Origin of the sequence: Psychrobacter sp. APC 3279 (assembly GCF_030407795.1) — a bacterium.
GTDB lineage: Bacteria > Pseudomonadota > Gammaproteobacteria > Pseudomonadales > Moraxellaceae > Psychrobacter.
On the sequence record NZ_JASDCR010000003.1, the window covers coordinates 119,766 to 141,135 of the forward strand.

Annotated in this window: 18 protein-coding genes and 4 tRNA genes; 12 read left to right on the plus strand and 10 right to left on the minus strand. The window is 43.4% G+C overall.

The window, feature by feature from the left end; all coding sequences use genetic code 11:
- Nucleotides 1–251: 251 nt before the first annotated feature.
- A complete protein-coding gene (gene hemA / locus QL898_RS02305) occupies nucleotides 252–1,679 on the minus strand; it encodes a glutamyl-tRNA reductase (RefSeq protein WP_290175653.1) in 1,428 nt (475 codons plus the stop codon).
- Between the two features lie 689 nt (nucleotides 1,680–2,368).
- On the opposite strand from hemA, the gene QL898_RS02310 reads away from it, so the two are divergent.
- The 4 genes from QL898_RS02310 (at nucleotide 2,369) to QL898_RS02325 (ending at nucleotide 6,653) form a co-directional block, all read left to right on the plus strand.
- Complete coding sequence (locus QL898_RS02310) at nucleotides 2,369–4,186, plus strand: tetratricopeptide repeat protein (RefSeq protein ID WP_290175654.1); 1,818 nt, start codon at nucleotides 2,369–2,371, stop codon at nucleotides 4,184–4,186.
- 191 nt (nucleotides 4,187–4,377) lie between these two features.
- Nucleotides 4,378–5,007, plus strand: a complete 630-nt coding sequence (lolB, locus tag QL898_RS02315) for a lipoprotein insertase outer membrane protein LolB (protein WP_290175655.1) — start codon at nucleotides 4,378–4,380, stop codon at nucleotides 5,005–5,007.
- Nucleotides 5,008–5,097: 90 nt separating this feature from the next.
- Nucleotides 5,098–6,060, plus strand: coding sequence for a 4-(cytidine 5'-diphospho)-2-C-methyl-D-erythritol kinase (ispE, locus tag QL898_RS02320; protein WP_290175656.1), 963 nt, complete (start codon nucleotides 5,098–5,100; stop codon nucleotides 6,058–6,060).
- A 77-nt stretch (nucleotides 6,061–6,137) separates the two neighbouring features.
- Nucleotides 6,138–6,653, plus strand: coding sequence for a hypothetical protein (locus QL898_RS02325; RefSeq protein WP_290175657.1), 516 nt, complete (start codon nucleotides 6,138–6,140; stop codon nucleotides 6,651–6,653).
- 43 nt (nucleotides 6,654–6,696) lie between these two features.
- Here the strand turns inward: QL898_RS02325 and QL898_RS02330 are convergent.
- Nucleotides 6,697–7,448, minus strand: a protein-coding gene (locus tag QL898_RS02330; protein WP_290175658.1) for an IS5 family transposase whose coding sequence is annotated in 2 segments (ribosomal slippage) — nucleotides 6,697–7,241 and nucleotides 7,241–7,448 — 753 coding nt in all. Because the reading frame shifts where the segments join, the coding sequence is not laid out codon by codon here.
- Nucleotides 7,449–7,710: 262 nt separating this feature from the next.
- Here QL898_RS02330 and QL898_RS02335 point away from each other — a divergent pair.
- The 7 genes from QL898_RS02335 (at nucleotide 7,711) to QL898_RS02365 (ending at nucleotide 12,714) form a co-directional block, all read left to right on the plus strand.
- Nucleotides 7,711–7,786: transfer RNA gene (locus QL898_RS02335), tRNA-Gln, on the plus strand.
- A gap of 240 nt (nucleotides 7,787–8,026) precedes the next feature.
- Nucleotides 8,027–8,102, plus strand: a tRNA-Gln gene (locus QL898_RS02340).
- Between the two features lie 109 nt (nucleotides 8,103–8,211).
- A complete protein-coding gene (locus tag QL898_RS02345; RefSeq protein WP_057758042.1) occupies nucleotides 8,212–9,159 on the plus strand; it encodes a ribose-phosphate pyrophosphokinase in 948 nt (315 codons plus the stop codon).
- Between the two features lie 421 nt (nucleotides 9,160–9,580).
- Nucleotides 9,581–10,261: a 50S ribosomal protein L25/general stress protein Ctc gene (locus QL898_RS02350; RefSeq protein ID WP_057758040.1), complete on the plus strand. Its 681-nt coding sequence runs from the start codon at nucleotides 9,581–9,583 to the stop codon at nucleotides 10,259–10,261.
- 176 nt (nucleotides 10,262–10,437) lie between these two features.
- Entirely contained in the window at nucleotides 10,438–11,019 is a 582-nt protein-coding gene (pth, locus tag QL898_RS02355; RefSeq protein ID WP_101205142.1) for an aminoacyl-tRNA hydrolase, read from the plus strand.
- A 100-nt stretch (nucleotides 11,020–11,119) separates the two neighbouring features.
- Nucleotides 11,120–11,500, plus strand: a complete 381-nt coding sequence (gene panD / locus QL898_RS02360; RefSeq protein WP_010196068.1) for an aspartate 1-decarboxylase — start codon at nucleotides 11,120–11,122, stop codon at nucleotides 11,498–11,500.
- A 188-nt stretch (nucleotides 11,501–11,688) separates the two neighbouring features.
- Nucleotides 11,689–12,714, plus strand: a complete 1,026-nt coding sequence (locus QL898_RS02365) for a calcium/sodium antiporter (protein ID WP_102090874.1) — start codon at nucleotides 11,689–11,691, stop codon at nucleotides 12,712–12,714.
- Between the two features lie 97 nt (nucleotides 12,715–12,811).
- Here QL898_RS02365 and QL898_RS02370 read toward each other — a convergent pair whose 3' ends face one another.
- The 3 genes from QL898_RS02370 to QL898_RS02380 form a co-directional block, all read right to left on the minus strand.
- Nucleotides 12,812–13,474, minus strand: coding sequence for an RDD family protein (locus QL898_RS02370; RefSeq protein WP_290175660.1), 663 nt, complete (start codon nucleotides 13,472–13,474; stop codon nucleotides 12,812–12,814).
- Between the two features lie 303 nt (nucleotides 13,475–13,777).
- Nucleotides 13,778–13,854 (minus strand) — tRNA-Arg (locus QL898_RS02375).
- 181 nt (nucleotides 13,855–14,035) lie between these two features.
- A tRNA-Ser gene (locus QL898_RS02380) sits at nucleotides 14,036–14,125 on the minus strand.
- 351 nt (nucleotides 14,126–14,476) lie between these two features.
- On the opposite strand from QL898_RS02380, the gene QL898_RS02385 reads away from it, so the two are divergent.
- Nucleotides 14,477–15,271: a hydroxymethylpyrimidine/phosphomethylpyrimidine kinase gene (locus tag QL898_RS02385; RefSeq protein WP_290175661.1), complete on the plus strand. Its 795-nt coding sequence runs from the start codon at nucleotides 14,477–14,479 to the stop codon at nucleotides 15,269–15,271.
- A gap of 103 nt (nucleotides 15,272–15,374) precedes the next feature.
- On the opposite strand, the gene QL898_RS02390 is transcribed toward QL898_RS02385, so the two are convergent.
- The 5 genes from QL898_RS02390 to ppx all read right to left on the minus strand — a co-directional run bounded on the left by QL898_RS02390 (nucleotide 15,375) and on the right by ppx (nucleotide 21,353).
- Nucleotides 15,375–15,935 (minus strand): YggT family protein, encoded by a 561-nt coding sequence (locus QL898_RS02390; protein ID WP_224737825.1) that lies wholly within the window; start codon nucleotides 15,933–15,935, stop codon nucleotides 15,375–15,377.
- 128 nt (nucleotides 15,936–16,063) lie between these two features.
- On the minus strand, nucleotides 16,064–16,897 hold the full coding sequence (gene proC, locus QL898_RS02395; RefSeq protein WP_101205147.1) for a pyrroline-5-carboxylate reductase: 834 nt from the start codon (nucleotides 16,895–16,897) through the stop codon (nucleotides 16,064–16,066).
- A 177-nt stretch (nucleotides 16,898–17,074) separates the two neighbouring features.
- Nucleotides 17,075–18,640, minus strand: coding sequence for a tRNA lysidine(34) synthetase TilS (gene tilS, locus QL898_RS02400; protein WP_290175662.1), 1,566 nt, complete (start codon nucleotides 18,638–18,640; stop codon nucleotides 17,075–17,077).
- Between the two features lie 166 nt (nucleotides 18,641–18,806).
- Entirely contained in the window at nucleotides 18,807–19,610 is an 804-nt protein-coding gene (locus tag QL898_RS02405; protein WP_290175663.1) for an acetyl-CoA carboxylase carboxyltransferase subunit alpha, read from the minus strand.
- 177 nt (nucleotides 19,611–19,787) lie between these two features.
- Nucleotides 19,788–21,353 (minus strand): exopolyphosphatase, encoded by a 1,566-nt coding sequence (gene ppx, locus QL898_RS02410; RefSeq protein WP_290175664.1) that lies wholly within the window; start codon nucleotides 21,351–21,353, stop codon nucleotides 19,788–19,790.
- Nucleotides 21,354–21,370: the final 17 nt, after the last annotated feature.

Here is a 21,370-nt window from a genome sequence, read left to right on the forward strand (position 1 = left end):
TTTAAACAAATAAAAAATAACGAACACTGATGAGGTCTACTAACGTGAAGTTAATATATTTATAGTCATATTACGAGCAAACACCAGCACATATCTTGACCTAAGCCATCCATGAGAGCTTGATATTAGCACTGATACTGAAGGTTGACAACGATACGCTCAGGCAACGATATGACTTGCGCTATCGAGCATTTATTGGTAGGTATTGTATTGGTTGATAAATTTTGATTTATAAAGCCACGGTGAAAACATCAGTGCCCTCGATGAGCATCTTGTAGTCCTGACACCACGAAGTCTAGCAGTTCACTATCGCCTTCGCGGGCAGCTTTGCGCATAAGTTTCGATGGCGCATGGGTCAATGTTTGAGTCAAACGTCGTGACAGCTCAGTGATGATATCTTCTGGACTGACATCGTCCTGTTGCAGCTTAGCAATAGATTCATGCAGCAGCTTATCCACCTGACCTTGAGTACACGCGCGATATTGCTGAATATCTTTACCGACTTGGCGAACTTGAAAGCGACGGTCTATCTCAACCACCAATTGACTGACTAGCAGCTCAGCATCCACTGCTGCTTGGCGACGCTGCTCGATATTACCTGCAATCACATGCTGCAAATCATCGACAGAGTACAGATAAACATCATCAATACGGCTAATGGTCGAATCGATATCGCGCGGTACGGCTAAATCTATCATAAGCATTGGCTGATAACGGCGACGCTTGAGCGCTTGTATGGTCATTGTCTTATCAATCAACAAATCCATACTACCACTACAACTGCTGACAATATCAGCTTCTGCCAATACTTGCGGTAACTCTTGTAAGGGTCTAACGTCTACACGGCGATTAGGGCCACGTAGCTCAGCCGCTAATGCTTCGGCACGTTCGGGATTACGGTTACAGATAATGACTCGTCCGACCCCTAGCCCTGCGATATGGGTAGCAACCAAGCGATTCATCTCACCTGCCGCAACGACCAAAAGCGTGCGACTGGGTAAATCATCAAATATCTGTGTGACCAATTTGGCTGCAGCAAAGCTAAGCGATACGGCTTGGGCGCCAACCTGCGTCTCGTTACGCACTCGTTTGGCGGCAGCGAATACTTGATCGATGATCCAACCGAGCTGATTGCTGAGTACTTTTTGGTCTTGAGCCAGATGCACAGAGTTTTTGATTTGACCGAGAATCTGGGGCTCACCCAGTATCATAGAGTCGAGACCAGCCGCTACTCTCAACCAATGAGTCAGTGCATGGGTATCACGATGTACATAGAGATAAGGATCAATATCAACGAGTGGTAGCTGCTTGAAGTCAGCCAGCCACATTTTGATTTTGGTAATATGCGCACTAATCGCAGCAGACGAGATATTCATGCTACTACTAAAAGCATTGTTGGATAAAGTATTATTGGATGATGACTGGCCAGCAGCTTTGACATCCTGTATATCGGATGATTGTGAGTCAGATAGTTGGCTATTAGCGTGCTGCGACGTTGACGTTTGTGGTACTAGCGCATAGATTTCAGTGCGATTACAAGTAGAGACGATCACGCTACCATCAGTAAAGGCTTCTATTTGTTTGAGTGCGACATTTACATCGTCACCCACAAGCGCCAAGCGCTCTCGCAGAGCGACTGGTGCAGTTTTGTGATTGACCCCAATGACCACTAATCTCATTATCGATAGACCATAAACATGAAGCTCAGTTGCCCCTTACGCTATCTTATTATTTTTAAAAGACAGTTTTTGACGACAGCGCTAAAAAGGAAGACCCTAAAAACCGCCTATTATATCATTATTGCGGGCTTTAATTAACACTCACCCATCTATGATAACCATATCTCTGTATCTGGTCGCAAATGTAACAAATCAACTACTCATACGATTTATAAAATCAATAGCTGGGTTTTAACTTATGGTCAATAATATATTGTTAAATCATTCGCTTACTCTATCTTAACTTGTTATATTTCTATAATATTCAGTTTGACAGACCTATCTATATTTAATCATCTGCAGTGTCGTTCTTTGGCGACGTACTCGCTACTAGTAGCACATTCATACAGTCAGACATTCCAATATCTGAGTAACACGGATGCTATTGTTTATCTCATCGGTCTACTCTTATAATGTTTGTCATGGGTACATATTGCCAATATTTAACTTAAAATGATTAAAACAAACTTGCCTTATCTGTGTAGGTAAACCATGGGCGAATACGGCTATCTATGATTTTTTTTGGGTCATTACTTCGGTCACCACATCCCTATAGCGAATACTCTAGCTTTCGTGCTTTATTGCACGTCGCTATTGAGCGCCTGTGTCAACGGTATAAGCTAGCGTTGTCTCTAGCTGTATGCCTGTGTTTGGCAGCCCCTGTTCATGCTAGCCATCCCGATGTATTGCTAGAAGCAAAGACTCCTAAGATATCCGTTGCTACTGAGAATAAAGCAGCTAACAATAAGCTAAATGGCAATAAAGTAAATGATAGTAATGCCGCGATTGATACACCTTATAATGAAGATACGCTTACTATAGAAAACGTAAAAACCATTAATGGCTTAGCGCCAGCCAGTCTATGGCAGCCTGAGCTTAGAGAACCAAGCTTGTACGCTCTACTGGATGCCGAGTTTGCTGCTGATCGCGATGACAAACGACGGGCGGTCTCTATTTATAAGCAACAGTCTTTTAAAGAAGATGCGACAGCCGTGTTTGAGAGAGCGCTTAGCTTGTCTTTGCGTAACGAAAGGGTTGAAGACTCATTACAGTTTGCTAAGACATGGCAAGACCAAAACCCTGACCATGTGCCTGCGTGGTTTTATGTCGCGCATTTGGCCTTACGTGCCCACGACTATATATTAGCGGGTGAAACGTTAAACCGCATCTTGCGCTATGACCCACGTGCAGACTTAAGCGAAATCCTTATAGGTATTTATCCAAACAATGATGATGACAAACGTGAGCTGCTTGCTGCGTTGCAACCACTGGATAGCGAGCAAAATGCCTCATTGTCGGTATTAAAAGCGGGTTTACTCTATCAGTTTAACGAACCTGAAGTCGCTATCGTTCATATCAATCGAGCGCTAGAACGTCAGCCAGACTACGTGCCTTTTATCACGTTAAAAGCCGATATATTGCGTAAAATTGTGACCGCAGAAACCGTCATCAATTATGTCAGTCAAGCTCGTCTACGTAATCCTGATAGCAAAAGCTTATATCTATACGAGATTCGCTATTTATTAGATTTAAAGCAAAGCGAACAAGCTTGGAAGTTACTACTTGAAGCGCATAGCCGCTTCAGTGATGATTCTGAAATTACTCTGCTCGCAGCTTTAGTGAGCCTAGATATCGAAGAATATGCTAGTGCCGATGAGCTACTCAATATGCTTGCCAAGAGTCCAGCTTATCTTGATCAAGCCTATTATTATCTGGGTATCAGTGCTGAGCGTCAGCAGTTGTTCGATCAAGCCAAATACTACCTCAATGGCGTCATGCAAGAGGATTTGGTATTGGAAGCGCGTAGAAAGGTAGTGGCGTTTGAGTTACTCGATAACGACGTCGATGGAGCAATCGCGACTTTAGAGAAGCTGCGCAAAGACTTCACAGTATTCGCGCCTGACACTTTTGTCATGCAAGCCGATATCTTGTGGCAACAAAACGAATCTGATGAAGCACTGCGCCTACTAACTCGTGCCGCTCGTAAATATCCTGACAATGAGATGCTACTCTTTGCACGGGCTCAGCTTTTAGATGATAAAGAAGACTATGTCGTTAAGCGCACCCTGCTCAACCATTTGCAGGCATTAGATCCTAGTAACTTATCCTATCAGTTAAGCTATGCACAGTTGCTACTGGCCAACGAGCGTAGCTCTGAACAAGGTCTGGCACTCGCCACAGCAATTATCCAAATTCGCTATGACGACCCACGCTATGATAATGACCTTCATCTGCAAGCTCTCAATGTATTGGCGGGTAATGCACTGGCCAAAGAAAACTATCAGCAGGTCATCGACTACCTACAGACACCTTATGATGTGCTACCAACTCTGCGCTCAGGTACGCTTTTATTGCGCGCCTATCAAGGCTTAGGTAACAATGACAAAGTTGAGGCATTACTCGCAGATTTGCAGCAGCGCTTCTCATTTGGACAGCATAATATCAATGACCGCATACAGCTGTATTAATAGCGCTGATTTTGGATATGTTATTCGAGCTTTGTAGTCACAGAGATATGATAGTTGATAAGGTTTTTATAAATAACGAAGCATTTATAAATTACAAGGTCGTTATAAGAAGCTAACAGCCGTGCATAACCGAGCAACAAATAACGCTTAAGCTAATATCTTTGTTCATCTTTCCATTTTGAGAAACTATTATGTCAGCATCAATCACTTCTTATAAACCAAATAAATTGGCTCTGTTTACTGCTATGACTGCAGCAATGGTCATTACCTCTGGTTGTCAGTCATTAAAGACAGCCAACGCGACCAATCAACCAACCACGATGCAAGGTCAAAACGCTGATCAGCCCAAAAAGCTAGAGAGCTTTAATATCACGGGTAAAATTGGGGTGACCACACCTGCTAATGACACCTCAGGCACCCAAGGCGGTAGTGCGTTTTATGCATGGGGACAAGAAAACGATCGCTTTGCTATTGAACTCATCGGCGCGCTCGGCATTGGCAAAACCAACATCGAGTACAACGGTCAAACCGCCACGCTAGTCAGCGAAAAGACAGGTACATTGACCGCTGACGATCCTGAAACCTTGCTCAAAAAAGCCACTGGTTGGCAAGCGCCCATCTCACAAATGCCTTACTGGATCTCTGGTCGCCCAGCGCCTTCAGATAGCGCCCCAAAGCTCGATGCTCAAAATCGATTGGTCAGCTCAGTCAACGGCGACTGGAGTGCTAGCTTTACTTATAAAGGGAATGACAAGCTCCCTAGTAAAATCAGTGCCGTGCAGCCACAGGGCAATAAAGTTGTGATGACGATCAATCACTAGTCCGTCATTACTAGTGTATCACCACTGAAAAATCAGCCAGTATTGCTCATTACCATAGCCGTTTATGACCGTACCTTATGATAAAAAAACATGATTAAAAATATAGACGAAGCATCTGGCTCTACTGTTACGCGTTTGTCCCCTGCAAAGCTCAATTTATTTTTGCATATCACAGGCAAGCGGACTGACGGCTATCATAATTTGCAGACCGTATTTCGCCTGCTCGACTGGGGCGATTGTCTGCATTTTTCGGTTGCTGATGATACTGTGATACAAACGGCTGATAATGGATTAGATGCCAACACCCTCTGTCATCAGCTATTAGTATTAGCTGGTGCAGAGACGATCACGGCTGATGTAGAAGACAACTTGATTTTCAAAGCGGCGCGCGCATTGCTAGCATCTGCCATACAGTCAAATATTTTGCCTGAGCAATTAGCAAAAGTGCATATCGCTTTAGATAAGCACTTGCCAATGGGCGCGGGTCTAGGCGGTGGCTCATCTAATGCAGCAACGACTATGCTGGTGCTCAATGATATTTGGCAGCTTAATTTTACTTGTGATGAACTTATAAAGATTGGCGCGACTGTAGGCGCAGATGTACCTATATTTATCTTTGGCCAAGATGCTATTGCGATGGGTATTGGTGAAGAACTGACTACGATTGAGTTGCCTGACCAGCACTATTTAGTACTGACGCCCAACGCTCATGTCAATACTGCCAAGTTATTTGCGCATCCTAAACTACAGCGAGATATCGCGCCCCTATCGGTTGCAACTATCCAAAACCAATACGCTGACTATCTACAAACGCTCACTACGCCTTATCATAATGTCTTTACCCCAGTGGTCATGAGCCTCGCTCCTGCTGTTGCAGATGCCTTAAGTTATCTACAGGGGTTAGAAGCGCAAACACTCGGCACAGCACGAATGACCGGCTCTGGTAGTGCCGTGTTTTTGCCTCTAGATGCAAGCGTAGCCACTGATAAAAATCTTGTGGCGAAGTGGATTGCAGATGCGCCTTGTACAGGGTATGTGGTGGGGAGTTTGTAACTGCGTAAGTTTTTATAGATAGGTGAAAAGGTAAGAGCTGCAAATACTATCAAGCCTAAAGCATTTAAGAGCAAAATATGATCACTCTCGGAAATACAGAAACTATTGCTTTTAAAATACACAAAATGGAAAAGCCATTCATAGTGATGGATATTATTGTGAACTCAGTAAACATCAGTTATCAAGATAATAGTTATTATGCGTTTCCACTTGTTAACAATATTAAGAAAGAAATAGAACTTATTACTGATGGCGAATTTCACCTAAATAAAAGCTTGATCAATACACCACTAAGCAAGCTACACGATATTTTTTATGAAACTGAAACTGAAACTGAAACTGAAACTGAAACTGAAACTGAAACTGAAGTTTACGATAGCAGTAGTGAGATAACTAACTTTTTGTTCTATGACTTATCTACTAACAAATCTCTATTTTACATTTACCAAGAAGATGAATGTCTGATATTTTTTGGGAAATTTTTTGATAGCAATAATACTATCACTTCAAGAATAAAGAAAAGTGAGTTCTTAGCTACATTGATAAATCTGTTGCATACAGTTGAATCTTACGCTGCTCCTCGGAACATATAAGACTACTTTGGAAATCCTGTACCAGACAAACTAGGGCGTGTCTTCAATTCATCTTACAATGAACGATAGTACACGCCAGATAAAGCATTGACTTAAAATTACGCGCTAACTTCTCATAGCGAGTAGCGATACTACGAAAATGCTTAAGCCTTGCAAACATATTTTCAACAAGATGACGCAGTTTGTACAAATAGCTATCAAACTCTGGATTAGGCTGTTTGGCATTTTTCCTTTTAGGAACGACAGGTATCATATTATGGCTGCGAGCTTTGTCTCTGATAGACTCTGAGTCATAGCCTTTATCAGCGATAAAGTAATCAGCTTGCCCAATCATTTCAATCAATTCACCTGCAACTTGACTGTCGTGGACGTCACCCCCAGTGATTTTAAAATTGAGCGGATATCCATCGGCATCACAGGATAGGTGTATCTTTGTAGTTGCTCCGCCACGGCTTTGTCCAATTGCTCGTTCTTCACCAAGCCGAGCTCCACTTGCATGCTGATGACAGCGAACATAGCTTCCGTCTGTGAATACCCATTCCGTATCAACTTCTTTTCGTAAGCCAAAAAAAAATCCGCCCATAAGCCAGTTTTCGACCAGCGGTTGAAACGACTATAGGCTGTTTTCCACGAACATAATTCTTCAGGTATGTCACGCCAAGGTGCCCCTGTGCGTAGTTTCCACAGTATGGCTTCCATGATCTCTCGGCTGTTTTGAGTTTGATAGCAGCCGTACTTTATCATCGTCGATTGCAATTGATCCCAAAGCGTATCTGTTAATGCTTTTCTTGCCATAACTTGTATTTCTCGCATCGACTCAATAGATGCGGTATTGTAACTATTATTTAGGGCTTATCCAATTGAAGACACGCCCTAGTCTCAAGCTCACTAATATAACCCTACGAGAGAATACAAGTAAGGCATCAATCCTTGTTACCGAGTTTCACCATATACCTTTCGAAATCATACCGCCCTTGATGAATTAAGAATAAATAGCAGAAAAACCCGCAAATGACTTGCAAAATCTGAAAATTTACTTATAATAGGTCGCCACAATAGGGGTATAGCCAAGTTGGTAAGGCATCAGGTTTTGATCCTGACATCCGTTGGTTCGAGTCCAGCTACCCCTGCCATTTTTTAGTACGAAGCGTTAGAGATACATCGAGTATAAGCGGTTTATAGACAGCCACTTATCTTATTGTCATTGACAACGTTATCCCAGTTTCGGTATAGTTCGCAATGGACACCGCTAGGGAAAAGTTATGTTTTAAACGGTTTATCCGTTTTTTAGATAACTGACAGGTAATGACACCATATTAAGAACGACTACTTAGTCGCTATTAAATATCGGTTGTTCATAGCCTAGACATTACAGGGGTATAGCCAAGTTGGTAAGGCATCAGGTTTTGATCCTGACATCCGTTGGTTCGAGTCCAGCTACCCCTGCCATTTTTTACTGTAATAGTATACTTCAACACCTTCACCACTCTTTTCTTAATTTGAGCAGTTTGACACTGCTTAGCGGTCGCTGCTTGAGTCAATCAATAGGACTTCTGTCATGCCTTATTTGGCGATTTTTACGGGTAATGCCCACCCAGAATTAGCAAAAACCGTAGCCGATCATCTTCATATACCTCTTGGTAAAGCTGACATCACGCGTTTTTCTGATGGCGAAATTGCCGTGGAAATCAAAGAACACGTACGTGGTAAAGATGTGTTTATCATGCAGCCTACTTGTGCACCGACCAACGACAACTTGATGGAAATCATGATGATGGCTGACGCTTTGCGTCGCTCTAGTGCTGGCCGTATCACAGCTGTTATGCCGTACTTTGGTTATGCTCGTCAGGATCGTCGTCCACGCTCAGCTCGTGTACCTATCTCGGCTAAAGTGGTCGCTGACATGCTAAACATCGTTAGTATCGATCGCGTAATGACGGTTGATTTGCACTCAGATCAGATTCAGGGTTTCTTTGATATCCCTGTAGACAACATCTACGGCACACCTGTATTGCTAAACGACCTACAAAAGCAAGACTATGACAATATCATGGTTGTTTCACCTGACGTAGGCGGCGTGGTTCGTGCACGTGCGATGGCTAAGCAGTTAGGCGATACCGACATGGCAATTATTGATAAGCGCCGTGCTCGTGCCAATGAGTCACAAGTAATGCATATCATTGGTGATGTTCGAGACCGTGATTGCGTTATCGTTGATGATATGGTCGATACTGCAGGTACATTGTGTAAAGCCGCTGAAGCATTGAAAGAAAATGGTGCTCGTCGCGTCTTAGCTTACATCACGCATCCTGTCCTATCAGGTAACGCACTGAAAAACATCAGCGAATCTGCATTGGATGAAGTGGTTGTGACCGATACAATTCCACTATCCGCTGAAGCCAAAGCTTGTAGCAAAATTCGTCAGGTAAGTATTGCACCGATGCTGGCTGAAAGCTTACGCCGTATCAATAACGAAGAATCTATTAGCGCGATGTTTGACGCTTAACCTGATACAATTATTTTTAAAACAGCTATTGCGGTAATTTTTAGTAGCAATGACTGCTGAAATATATCTTGAATAGTTAAAAAACAGAGCGTCAAGTATCCTTACTTGGCGCTTTGTTTTGTGTAGGCGTTTTGCGTAGGTCTTTATTATTGCTACAGAATCACGTATAATGCGCGCCTGTGCTGACCTTTTCGTTGTTTTTATTAGGCTGGCACTATCAAAAGTGCTGATCATGCTTAACAGTAACTATCGTTATGGTCATTATCGTAGCGAGCGCTGCTATAAGCAAATGGCTAAGCTTAGACATTACGAGGTTTATTCGTAATGATAATATTAGCTATCATCACGTATTAGTGGATTGGTCGCAAATCCACTTTTTTATGACCAGACACTTCATCATTTTTTTTATAGGATTATATCCATGAGCATTAATCATTTTGAACTAAACGCCGTTGATCGTGCTGCTGAACTACAAGGTAAAGGTGCGAGCCGCCGCCTACGTAAGCAGAACCTAGTTCCTGCTATCATCTATGGTGGTAACGAAGAGCCAACAGCTATCTCTATCAAGCTTAACGAACTAGTAAAATCACTAGAATTCGAAGCGTTTTTCTCACACATCTTGACTATCAACGTTGACGGTGAAGAGCATCAAGCAGTTATCAAAGACTTGCAGCGCCATCCTGCTAAAGGCTTCCCAATGCATGCTGATTTCCAGCGCATTGTAAAAGGTCAGAAAATCCACATGAACGTTCCTGTTCATTTCACTGGTCGTGAAGATGCGCCTGGTACTGCTGCTGCTGGTGTACTATCTACTCTAGTATCTGACATCGAAGTTATCTGCTTACCATCACAACTTCCTGAATACCTAGAAGTAGATGTGTCTGGCATGGAAATCGGTGACTTGTTCCGTCTATCAGACATCAAACTTCCTGAAGGCGTTGTTATTCATGAGCTTGAGCTAGAAGACGGTCATGACCGTACTATCGTTAACATGCAGCCACCAACAGTAGAAGAAGTTGATGCTGATGCTGACGTTGATGCTGATGAAGTACCAGCAACTGAGCAAAACGACGGTACTGAAGAAAACAAAGACAGCGAGTAATATACTATTTCTAACTAGTGCATTATTTTGTGCTGGTTAGTGATACATTCGTTTAGTCAATAAGACAGCAGGTGATTAAAATCTCCTGCTGTTTTTGTAAGTAAGGTTTGAAAATAAACTGTCTATCAGTACTTTAAACCTTACCCCTATTTATCAAATTCAAGCAGGGTGTTTTTATGGCCATAAAGCTTATTGTCGGTCTTGGTAATCCTGGTCAGCAGTATATGTTTACGCGTCATAATGCAGGATTTTGGTTTGTCCATCATTTGGCTCAGCAGTTTAATATCACGCTCTCCCCTGATAAGAAGTTTCATGGAGTGACAGGGCGTGGGCAAATTCATGGGTCTGATGTGCGTTTACTTATGCCGCTGACGTTTATGAATAAATCTGGTCAGTCAGTGGTGCCTATGGTAAATTTCTATGGCATCAAAAATGATGAATTGTTGATTGCTCATGATGAGCTCGATATTCCAGCTGGTAGTATCAAACTCAAAACAGACGGTGGACATGGTGGTCACAACGGCCTACGTGATATCACGCCGCATATTGGCAATGATTTTCATCGCCTGCGTGTGGGTATCGGCCATCCTGGACACAAGTCTAAAGTTAGTGGACACGTTCTCTCTAAAGCATCTCCTGATGAGCAGATTGCGATTGATAGCGCGCTGACAGCTGCTTTTGAGGCGCTCCCATTATTGTTAGATGGTGATGTCGAAAAAGCACGTTCACAAATTAATGGCTTTAAATTGCCTGAATAATATAGTCATTCAATGATAATGACCTTTTATTTTGGCAGTTTTATCCCCATTAACCTTTTGATTTAGTTAATTAATATCAGTTACGCCAAGGAACCAACCTATGCTACTTAATATGCTTAAATGCAAATTACACCGTGCCCGTGTTACCCACGCTGAACTTCACTATGAAGGCTCTTGCGGTATCGACGGCGATCTATTAGATCTTGCTGGTCTACGCGAAAATGAATCTATTGATATCTATAACGTGACCAACGGTAAGCGCTTTCGCACCTATGCTATCCGTGCTGAGGCGGGCTCTGGTATTATCTCATTAAATGGTGCTGCGGCTCATATGGCAGATTTGGGCGATATCGTTATCATTTGTGCTTACGCGCATTTTGATGAAGTTGAAGCGTCAACGTATCAGCCAAAACTGGTCTATTGCAACGAAGACAACACAGTAAAAGACACTGCAAATATCATTCCTGTACAAGTTGCTTAATATGACAGGATGGTGAGGTTTTGGTAAAGTTAAGATAAACACAAAGTTACATCTTTGAATTAGCTGCTATTATTACTAAAAATCTCGATGCTAAAAGGAAAGCTGAATCTAAATCAAGATTCGGCTTTTTTTATACCACTTTTATTTATCAAATTCACATTTTTCATCATATACAAGGAAACATACTGATGTGGTTGGCCGCGCTTGCAATACTGATTGGGTTAGCAATTTTAGTTTGGAGTGCCGATGTCTTCATTGATGGGGCGACAGCACTAGCCAAGAAATTTAGTGTGCCTAGCTTCTTAATTGGTGTCTTAATATTGGGTATAGGCACGTCAGCGCCTGAGATGGTGGTATCAGTACTAGCAGCAATAGAAGGCAGCCCTGAGCTGGCTCTAGGTAACGCTTATGGCTCAAATATCATCAACATCGCATTGGTACTCGGTGCAACCGTATTGATTAGCCCTATTATCATCCGTAGAGGCATCGTAAAGCGCGACTTGCCCTTACTGCTGCTAATTACTGTCATCGCCGCTTGGCAGCTACGTGATGGGACATTGAGCCAAGCTGATGGTATCGTATTGTTGATTTTGTTGGTCGCCGTTTTAGGACTACAGATCATAATGAGTATACGCGAAGGCTATCATGAGCACGAAGACGATATGGTCGTGGCTAATGCTGACTCAGAGCACTCAAACAACTTAGAGCACTTAGATAACTCAGAGAGCTTAGAAAAGCTAGAACCAAGCGTAACGCGTGGTCTTGTGAGTTTAATTATCGGTATGCTGATGCTCGTAGCTAGCTCACGTGCTATCGTTTGGGGTGCTGTCGAGTTGGCAACACTATGGGGGCTCAGTGAGCTTATCATTGGTCTAACAATTGTCGCAGTTGGGACCTCATTGCCTGAGCTGGTATCGAGCCTGTCAGCCGCCCGTAAAGGCGAACATGATATGGCGCTCGGCAATATCATCGGCTCTAATATCTTCAATACTTTGGCAGTTGTCGGCTTGGCAACGGTCATTGCTCCTATCGCCGCCGACCCAGTGATTCTGTCGCGTGATGTGATGGCAATGGGAGTCTTGACGATATTGCTAGTGACACTATGCGTGTTTGCCTTTAAAACAAAGCGACAATTCGGTCGTACGTCAGGTGCCACATTGGTACTGTTCTTTATGGGCTACACCGCATGGCTGATTCAAAGCGTTAGTATGTAACTGTTTAAGCTGAATTAATTGATCATTAGTACAACTACATTATTACGTCGATAAGAGTTACTAGTTCAATAAAAATTATTAGGTCAATAAAATCAGACTAAGATTTTTTCTTACGATTTTTAAAACCGCGCCATAACCCTTCATGTGTTACTTTTGGCATTTTTAGGGTGATGGTGTTGGACAGCATGTCTTGTACTGCCAGACCGCGAGGGTTGAACAGGCAGAACACATAGTTGAATACCAAACCAAGAAACGCGCTGGCCAATAAGGCGGCGCGTGATCCATCAATAAGACTGCCAATAATGCCGAAAATCAACGGCATCAAACAAGCGGCCAAAATACGCTTAAACGACTGACCCCACGTTAGCCATTGACCTGCATCATTAATCGTTTTTAATCGCCACGTCTGCATACCCAATGTCTGACCACCACGGCGCCAAAATATCCCATAGAATGCCACGAGTGTCAGTACAAATGACGGCGTCATAATGGCGTTCTGATACCAGAGCGGCAGTGACTGAGCTTGTGAGGACTCAGTACCCGTCTCCATGGTCAACAGTGTACCCACCACAGTCAATATAGTACCGACCAAAAATAATAGCGCTAAAATCAGCATACCATCATAGAGAATCGCCACGACACGAATCATAGGCTTAGCGATGGTTGGCTCTTCGTTAGGATCTTGCTGTACAGGCGCACTCGATTGAGGCTTTGATTTTTGAGTCGTTTTTGACGGACGTTTAGATAGACTTTTTGACATGGTACAAGCTCATAGCAAGCAGTGAATAGTAACGCTATTGTACCGTAAATGGTGGGGCTATCGTACATTATCCTAGATGACTGTCCAATATCATAGGTGGCCTAACATCGTAGATGACTGTCCAATACCTTAGATTGCTCTTTAATATTATTAGATGCTTATCCAATCATGCTACATACAAGAGATGATCGTAGAATAAATAAATAGAAGGGTAAAAGTTACAGACATAAAAAAACCGCCAATTGTCATAAGACAGGCGATTATTTTAATGTTTTATCAGCTCGTATTAAGCTATTATGCAAATGGTGCGCCTGGAGAGATTCGAACTCCCGACCCCTTAGTTCGTAGCCAAGTGCTCTATCCAACTGAGCTACAGGCGCGTATTTTGCACTTTATCCACTGCGCAGATAATATCTTTTGCAGTAAATTAGGTTGGTCATTATATAGATAATATCGCTTGTGTCAACATCTTTTTTAATTAAAACAAATTATTTTTTGAATTAATTATTAAAATGTTTAACGCAGTATATTGCGTTACTACTCTAATAACAACTGAATAAATGGCGGTGAAGGAGGGATTCGAACCCTCGATACGCTTACACGTATGGTTCCTTAGCAGGGAACTGGTTTCAGCCACTCACCCACTTCACCTAACGATTCAAGACATTTATAAAATTTCTATAAACACAGTATTGATGCTAACAATACGTCTCATGTCGTGGGCGAGTATTATAACAAAGCCAAAACGAATTGCAAGCGTTGTCTACAGATTTAATGCGGCTTTTATCAAAATTATAGATATAAGTACTTATATTGCATTTTTATACGGAAAATTGCGACATATCATCGCTAAATATAACAACCAAACTGCTCACTAATATTAGGCCTACTCACTCTACCGTCTTATACCCCATCCACAAGCATAAGACTATGATAGATTTTTTAGTAGTAGGTGGCTATAGTATTTGTCACTTACTTTAAAATCTCTTAAAAGGAGCTGTTATGCGACCTGTCGTACTGTGTTTTTCAGGATTAGATCCCTCAGGCGGTGCTGGATTACAAGCGGATATCGAGGCCATCGGACAGTCAGGGGCACATGCAGCCATCGCGTGTACGGCGGTCACTATCCAAAGCTCACAGCAGGTATTTGGCTTTGAGGCTTGCGCAGCATCATTGGTAAAAGCTCAAGCTACTGCGGTGCTTGATGACTTGCCTGTTAGTGCTATCAAATCAGGTATGCTCGGCACCACTGATAACATCGCAATGTTGACCGAACTATTTGCTGATCAAGTTATCGATAATAATACGCCATTTGTCTTAGACCCTGTACTAGTCGCAAATAGCGGTGGCAGTTTGGGTGATGAAAAAACTTTGGTTAGCGCCTTTAGACAACTGCTGCCCTACGCCACTTTAATCACTCCAAATACTCATGAACTACGAGCGCTTAGCGGTGAGCAAGACTTGCATGTCGGTGCACAAAAGCTATGTGCTCAAGGTACTCATGCCGTACTGGTAAAAACCTCACATGATTTTGATAGTGGTGATATCGAGCAGTACTTATATATACAGGGCGAAATGGTCCATAAAAGTACCTTGCCGCGCTTAGATGGTGAGTTCCATGGCTCAGGATGTTCACTTGCCAGCTTCATCGCTGGACGCTTGGCAATGGGCGATGTTCTCATTGATGCGGTAAAAGCGGCAGACAGTTGGATTACCCAGACATTGCGGGCAGCTGATGCACCGCATCCTGATGATATTCAAGCTCAGCTCATACCTAATCGCTTTGTTCGTTTTTAGCATACCTAACAAGCTATAGCTTACCCAAGTAGCAGACGCAAAAAAGGCGCTCTATATTTTTATAGAACGCCTTTTTTATGACAGTTTTTAAATGTAATTAGTCTTAACCCAAGGTTGGCAACACACTCGCGGCTAAACCACCGATGAATATCTCCAGCAAATAGAATGCTAAGAAAGCGACCATTGGCGATAAGTCGAGCATACCTAAGTTCGGCGTGATACGACGAAACGGGGCCAAAATAGGCTCAGCCAAATTAATAATAATGCCAATAATCGGATGCTCAGATCTGGTAAACACCACAATCCAGCTAACGATGATAGAACCAATCACCAAGTAGCGACACATGCGTAAAAAGTCTAACAATAAGCTAGTCGTACCCGTGAAGAATAGCGGTACAGGGGCAATACCTTTATGCGTCAGTGCGGCCTTTCCAGAGATATCGATTAGGCGAATCAAAAACATCAGCACGATAGCGGCAATGCTAATACGACCCTGCGCAACAGTCGGAAAAATACGCCCGAATACATCGACGATATGCGTCGCTTTATAAGCAGGTGCAATCATCGGATTGCTCGCATCCATCCCTGCAAACTGCAACATAAAACGAATAAACACCAGCATCATAGCGAATGTGGTGACCAAATCAAAAATTTGAAATAACATGTTGTTCATGAAGTGCTACTCAATGTGACATTATTAACAGATTCTAGGATGACAAATGTCATTATCAGATGCTGATGATTACATAAGGTGTGTCGTCAGTGGTGACTCACAGCACACCTTGTCAGTGTTTACTTACTCATCTCTTCACTTAACGCTTGGCTACGATCATAGCAAGCTTGCATGGCCTCGCTGATTTGACGACCAATCTCATTTGCTTGCATTGACTCGACCGCTGCCTGAGTAGTACCGTTCGGTGAAGTCACTTTACGGCGTAACTCAGCTGGCGCATCATCACTGTTCATCGCCATTTTTGCAGCACCTAACATGGTCTGCATAGCAAGTGCTGAGGCTTGTTCTTTATCTAACCCTAATGCAACTGCCCCATCGACCATCGATTCAATGAAGTAAAACATATACGCTGGCGCTGAACCTGATACGGCTGTGACCGCATGCATATGTTCTTCGTCATCAACCCACATGACCAAACCTGAGGCTTCCATAACGGCCGTTGCTAGCTGCTTCTGTTCTGCTGAAATGTTATCTGTACCATAAAGGCCAGTCGCACCCATTTGAATCATAGAAGGCGTGTTTGGCATTGCACGGACGATATTGCTATAGCCGCCCAACATGTTTGATAAAAGATCAGTCGACAAGCCTGCCGCCACTGAAATGACCAATTGATTGTCTAGCACATCAGCAAAAGCACCAACTACCACCTTCATCATTTGTGGTTTGACTGCTAGCACCACGATATCCGCACCGATCACAGCAGACTTTGGATCAGCCATTGGATCAACAGTATTTAGACCTTTGGCGGCTAATTGCTCACGTGCATCGCTGCTAGGATCGGCGACCGTGATTAGATTTGGTTTGATGCCGCAACCCACAAGCCCGCTAATGAGCGCTTGTGCCATGTTTCCGCCACCAATAAAACTGATTTTTTTATTATCTAATACCGACATACTTGTCTCCTAGTCACAAAATTCAAAGGTATTCAACTTAACATACTGATATGTAAAACGACACTCAGTTTATCATACTGCCACTATTACCGTTTGATAAATTCAAAATGTCACGCCTGACATCAACCTGATAAAAATCAATGAGTCAGCCAACGGATATTAAACTTTTAACGCTTTCTATTTTAGACTAAGCTCACTTTTGATGTACTCAGCCAATTGATTGCTTTTAGCATCGGTATCGCTATCTGTCTGCTCAGAACTCAAAAGCCAACTCTCAAATGGTGATGCTAGTAATAGAGGAATATCAGTTTCTATTTCGCTTCCATCTTCAGATTTTTTTATAAGGGTGATGCTGACTACCATTAAGCTGTCTCGTAGCCATAGTGGAATCCCAAGCATTTGATACAGTTTTTTTCCTGCTTGTGGGCGCCCAGCCATCTTAGTTTGTAACCGCTGCTTTCTACCTAACGGTACTACTTTTAACCCTACCTGCTGTGCTACACCGTCCGCACTATTTTCTAACAATCGTACCAGCGCATATGGCTTTACTTGTAACTGCCAAGTATAACTATCACTACTACGTACGATGAATGATGTTAAATTATTAGCTGAATGACTAGATGAGTTACTAGATAAAGTCAGTACCTGCTCGGTCAGCGGTACGTTTAGCCAAGACAGCCAATCGCTGCTCATACGATAGAGCTGTTGACGATAGCGGCGAATGGTATAAGATGCCTTACGACCTTGCCAAAACAGTTCTGTTTGATGATCTTGGTTATCACGTTGGCTTAGAGTTAACACATCATCGACGAGTTGCTTAGCAGGTGGTAACGGCTCATCTTGACCGAGCCAATAGTGCAATAATTGCCGTTGACGATACATGGGTAGCTTTTGCAACGTATCGATATTTAGCACGCGCTGTGCAGGTAAAAGTTGCAGGTCTGTATTTTCTGTCTGCTGCATATCCTGCATAGCTTGAGCATTGACTGTTTCCTGTGCATCACTTAACAGCTGCGCACTACGAGCAATATTATCGATGACATTGTGATTGTATGTAGCCAGTATTGGCATGATGTCGCGGCGTAACCCACTACGCACATTATCTCCAGTTTTATTGGTAGGGTCATCGATGTAAGGCAGCGCTAAGCGTTTGGCATAGGCGCTGATAGTTGCGCGTCTTATGATAAGCCAAGGTCGCCACAGTATATTGCGCTGCGAGCCCTGCGTTTGCACTCGCCATGGCTGCATGCCTGAGAGGCCATTGACTCCAGCGCCTTGAATGAGTCGCATCAATACCGTTTCGGCTTGGTCGTCAGCATGGTGGCCCAGTAGCAAAACATCACCTTTATTGATATGTGCGCGCATGACGTTATAGCGAGCTTGCCGTGCTGCTTGCTCATCATGCCCATTTACTTTTGCCTGTAAAATGCGACAAGGTATCTGCTGCGCTTGTGCCCAATTGGCAACATGCTTGGCCCAGTTGTGACTATCCGCTTGAAGCCCATGGTCGACATGTAAGAGCTGCGGCAAACACGGCAATCGTCCTTGCCTATAGAGCTGCACACACAGTGCCACAAGTGCCAATGAATCACGCCCACCACTACAGGCCAGCCAAAGACGACGACCGTGCAGTTGATCACTATATTCAGACATACTGCTCAATAATGCTTTCGCTAGCATCTCATCAACTGGCAAAGCAGCAATTAGCTTAATAGGATGCGGGATGATTGCACTGCTGGTCATATTCAGCCTTATTTTTAGTTACGTTATATCTTCATATAGTAACAGCCATAAAAAAACGCGCCATTAAATGACACGTTTTTATTTTAGCATTAAGACTCAGACTCTAATATGAAAAACCTATTATTGAATAATAGCGACTCAACAATAAAGGCGCCATAGCAGCCAGTTAAGCAGGCAACATCACTTCTGAGTTAAAAGATTTTAGCTTTTCATAACGTAGCTCACAACGCTTTTGAGGATCTAAATCTTTAATCTCATCAAGCTGCTCAGTAATCAGTGCTTTTAGCGCATTCATTACAGGTTGTGGCTGCACATGTGCGCCTTCGCCTTCTTCGATGACAGCGTCAATCAAACCCATTTGATACAGGTTAATGGCGTTTAGTTTTAGCGCTTCACTAGCGTCTTGTGCTTTTTCAGCGGTTTTCCATAGGATAGAAGCACAACCTTCTGGCGAGATCACTGAGTAAATGCTGTTTTGTAGCATATTTACTTTGTCACCAACCCCAATTGCCAATGCGCCGCCTGATCCGCCTTCACCGATAATAGTCACAATTACAGGCACTTTCAGACTAGAAAATACAGCAATGCTTTCTGCAATCGCTTGCGCTTGTCCGCGCTCTTCTGCACCAATACCAGGATAAGCACCTTGGGTATCTACAAAGGTCATCACAGGAATGTTAAAGCGCTCAGCCATTTTGACCAAACGAATCACTTTGCGATAGCCTTCAGGATTGGCCATACCAAAGTTATGAGCAATACGCTCACGGGTGCTACGACCACGATGCTGACCAATTACCATTACAGGCTGACCATCAAAACGCGCAAGACCACCCAAAATGGCTTTGTCATCGGCAAAAGCACGGTCGCCATGCAACTCGTCAAATTCGGTAAAAAGCTGATTAACATAGTCCATAAATAATGGACGCTTGGCGTGTCGTGCAAGCTGCACACTATCCCAGACAGTGCTCATAGACGCTTCCCTTTAATAATTATACTTAATGTATTTATGTTTAAGAATAATATCGTTATCCGTATTCAGATAATGAAAGTACAGTTGTAAACTCAATAGGAGCTATAGTAGCACATCTTAAATAGCATGACATTATCGACGACGCCGCTTTTGTTACGTTAATCTTTAACTCAATACTTACAATGGTAACTGCTCAACCTCTGGAGTCTCAGCCTCTTGAGCTTCAATCACACTAAGCTGTACGCCCCATTTGGCAAACTGATCAATCTCGGTACGCAAATCTGCGAGCAAGAACGCATAATGCTCACTGCTATCCGCTAAGGTGATTTGCCAGCTGTTTTCAGCGACTACCTTTAGTTCTAGCTCTGGTAGCGCATAATCACTGCGGCTATGATGTGCCAGTACGGCGAGGCGCAACAATAAGCAGAGAGAAACCAACTGATCACCACCAATCTGACAAGTCTGCTCTAGCATATCGGCTTTGAGCTTGCGACGATGGTTAAGCATCAGCTGCGCCATGCGTTTTTGATCGACTTGCGAAAACCCTGGAATATCAGAATACTCCAGCAAATACGCACTGTGCTTATGATAGCTACTGTGACTGATTGCCAGTCCTATCTCATGCAAGAAAGCAGCACGTCTGAGCAAGTCGCAATCATCATTGGACAGCGCAAGTTTGTCTTTTACTTGTTCGAATAAATGGCGGCTGGTTTTCACCACTTGCTTGGCTTGCTTTTTGTCGCCTGAATAACGCTTGATTAGTGCAAGCACACTGCGGTCACGTACATCTTCGCTCGCAAAACGCCCAAGCATGTCATACATCACGCCTTCACGTAACGCCCCATCTGAGTAGGTAATAGTTTCAACGCCTAGTACCTTCATCACCGCACGCAACACGGCCACACCTGCCGGAAATACGGCTTTACGATGGTCTTTGACGCCTTCTAACTCGATATCATCAATATTGCCAATTTTAAGCAGCAATCGCTCTAGTTTTTTGACGCCTTCATAGGTAATGCGTTCTTGCTCATCGGCCCAGCCTTTGGACACAAGGACGTTACGCACGGCTTTAATCGTGCCACTTGAGCCGACCACACTGCTCCAGCCCATTTTTTGATAACTGCCATTAATCGCCAAGACTTCTTTGCGCGCACCCGAAATCGCACTATTAAAAGCTTCTTTAGTAATCAGGCCGTCAGCGAAGAATTTTTGGGTAAAAGAAACACAGCCCATTTGTAAACTTTCAGTCAATAATGGATCGAAATTTTGACCAATAATAAACTCTGTCGAACCGCCGCCAATATCCATAACCAAGCGTTTATCACTACTCTCGTTGGTATGCGAGACGCCCAAATAAATCAATCGCGCCTCTTCGCGGCCCGCGATAATCTCAATAGGTTTTGGCAGGATTTTATTGGCACGGGAAATAAAGTCGTTGGCGTTTTTAGCTTGACGCAACGCATTGGTCGCGACCACACGAATCCGCTCTGGCGGTACTGAATCCAAGCGCGCCACAAAGCGGCTTAAACAATCAAGACCGCGCTGCTCAGCGGCTGCGCTTAGAATATTATTTTCGTCCAAACCGGCGGCGAGCTGTACCTTTTCAGACATCGAGACTACTTTTCGCACTTCCCCATGGTCAAGACGAGCAATAGCTAAATGGAAACTGTTGGAACCAATATCGATAGCTGCCATCATTTCATCATCGCCAATTGGCGGATTCGTAAGGTAGTCAATAGGCATAGGACAAGTCGTCACCG

Coding starts and splice junctions, on each gene's coding strand:
- QL898_RS02365 (WP_102090874.1), top strand. CDS start 11,689: ATGTGGTTGGCCGCGCTTGCAATACTGATTGGGTTAGCAATTTTAGTT.
- QL898_RS02370 (WP_290175660.1), bottom strand. CDS start 13,474: ATGTCAAAAAGTCTATCTAAACGTCCGTCAAAAACGACTCAAAAATCA.
- lolB (WP_290175655.1), top strand. CDS start 4,378: ATGTCAGCATCAATCACTTCTTATAAACCAAATAAATTGGCTCTGTTT.
- ppx (WP_290175664.1), bottom strand. CDS start 21,353: ATGCCTATTGACTACCTTACGAATCCGCCAATTGGCGATGATGAAATG.
- pth (WP_101205142.1), top strand. CDS start 10,438: ATGGCCATAAAGCTTATTGTCGGTCTTGGTAATCCTGGTCAGCAGTAT.
- QL898_RS02325 (WP_290175657.1), top strand. CDS start 6,138: ATGATCACTCTCGGAAATACAGAAACTATTGCTTTTAAAATACACAAA.
- proC (WP_101205147.1), bottom strand. CDS start 16,897: ATGTCGGTATTAGATAATAAAAAAATCAGTTTTATTGGTGGCGGAAAC.
- QL898_RS02405 (WP_290175663.1), bottom strand. CDS start 19,610: ATGAGCACTGTCTGGGATAGTGTGCAGCTTGCACGACACGCCAAGCGT.
- hemA (WP_290175653.1), bottom strand. CDS start 1,679: ATGAGATTAGTGGTCATTGGGGTCAATCACAAAACTGCACCAGTCGCT.
- QL898_RS02345 (WP_057758042.1), top strand. CDS start 8,212: ATGCCTTATTTGGCGATTTTTACGGGTAATGCCCACCCAGAATTAGCA.
- QL898_RS02350 (WP_057758040.1), top strand. CDS start 9,581: ATGAGCATTAATCATTTTGAACTAAACGCCGTTGATCGTGCTGCTGAA.
- QL898_RS02385 (WP_290175661.1), top strand. CDS start 14,477: ATGCGACCTGTCGTACTGTGTTTTTCAGGATTAGATCCCTCAGGCGGT.
- panD (WP_010196068.1), top strand. CDS start 11,120: ATGCTACTTAATATGCTTAAATGCAAATTACACCGTGCCCGTGTTACC.
- tilS (WP_290175662.1), bottom strand. CDS start 18,640: ATGACCAGCAGTGCAATCATCCCGCATCCTATTAAGCTAATTGCTGCT.
- ispE (WP_290175656.1), top strand. CDS start 5,098: ATGATTAAAAATATAGACGAAGCATCTGGCTCTACTGTTACGCGTTTG.
- QL898_RS02390 (WP_224737825.1), bottom strand. CDS start 15,935: ATGTTATTTCAAATTTTTGATTTGGTCACCACATTCGCTATGATGCTG.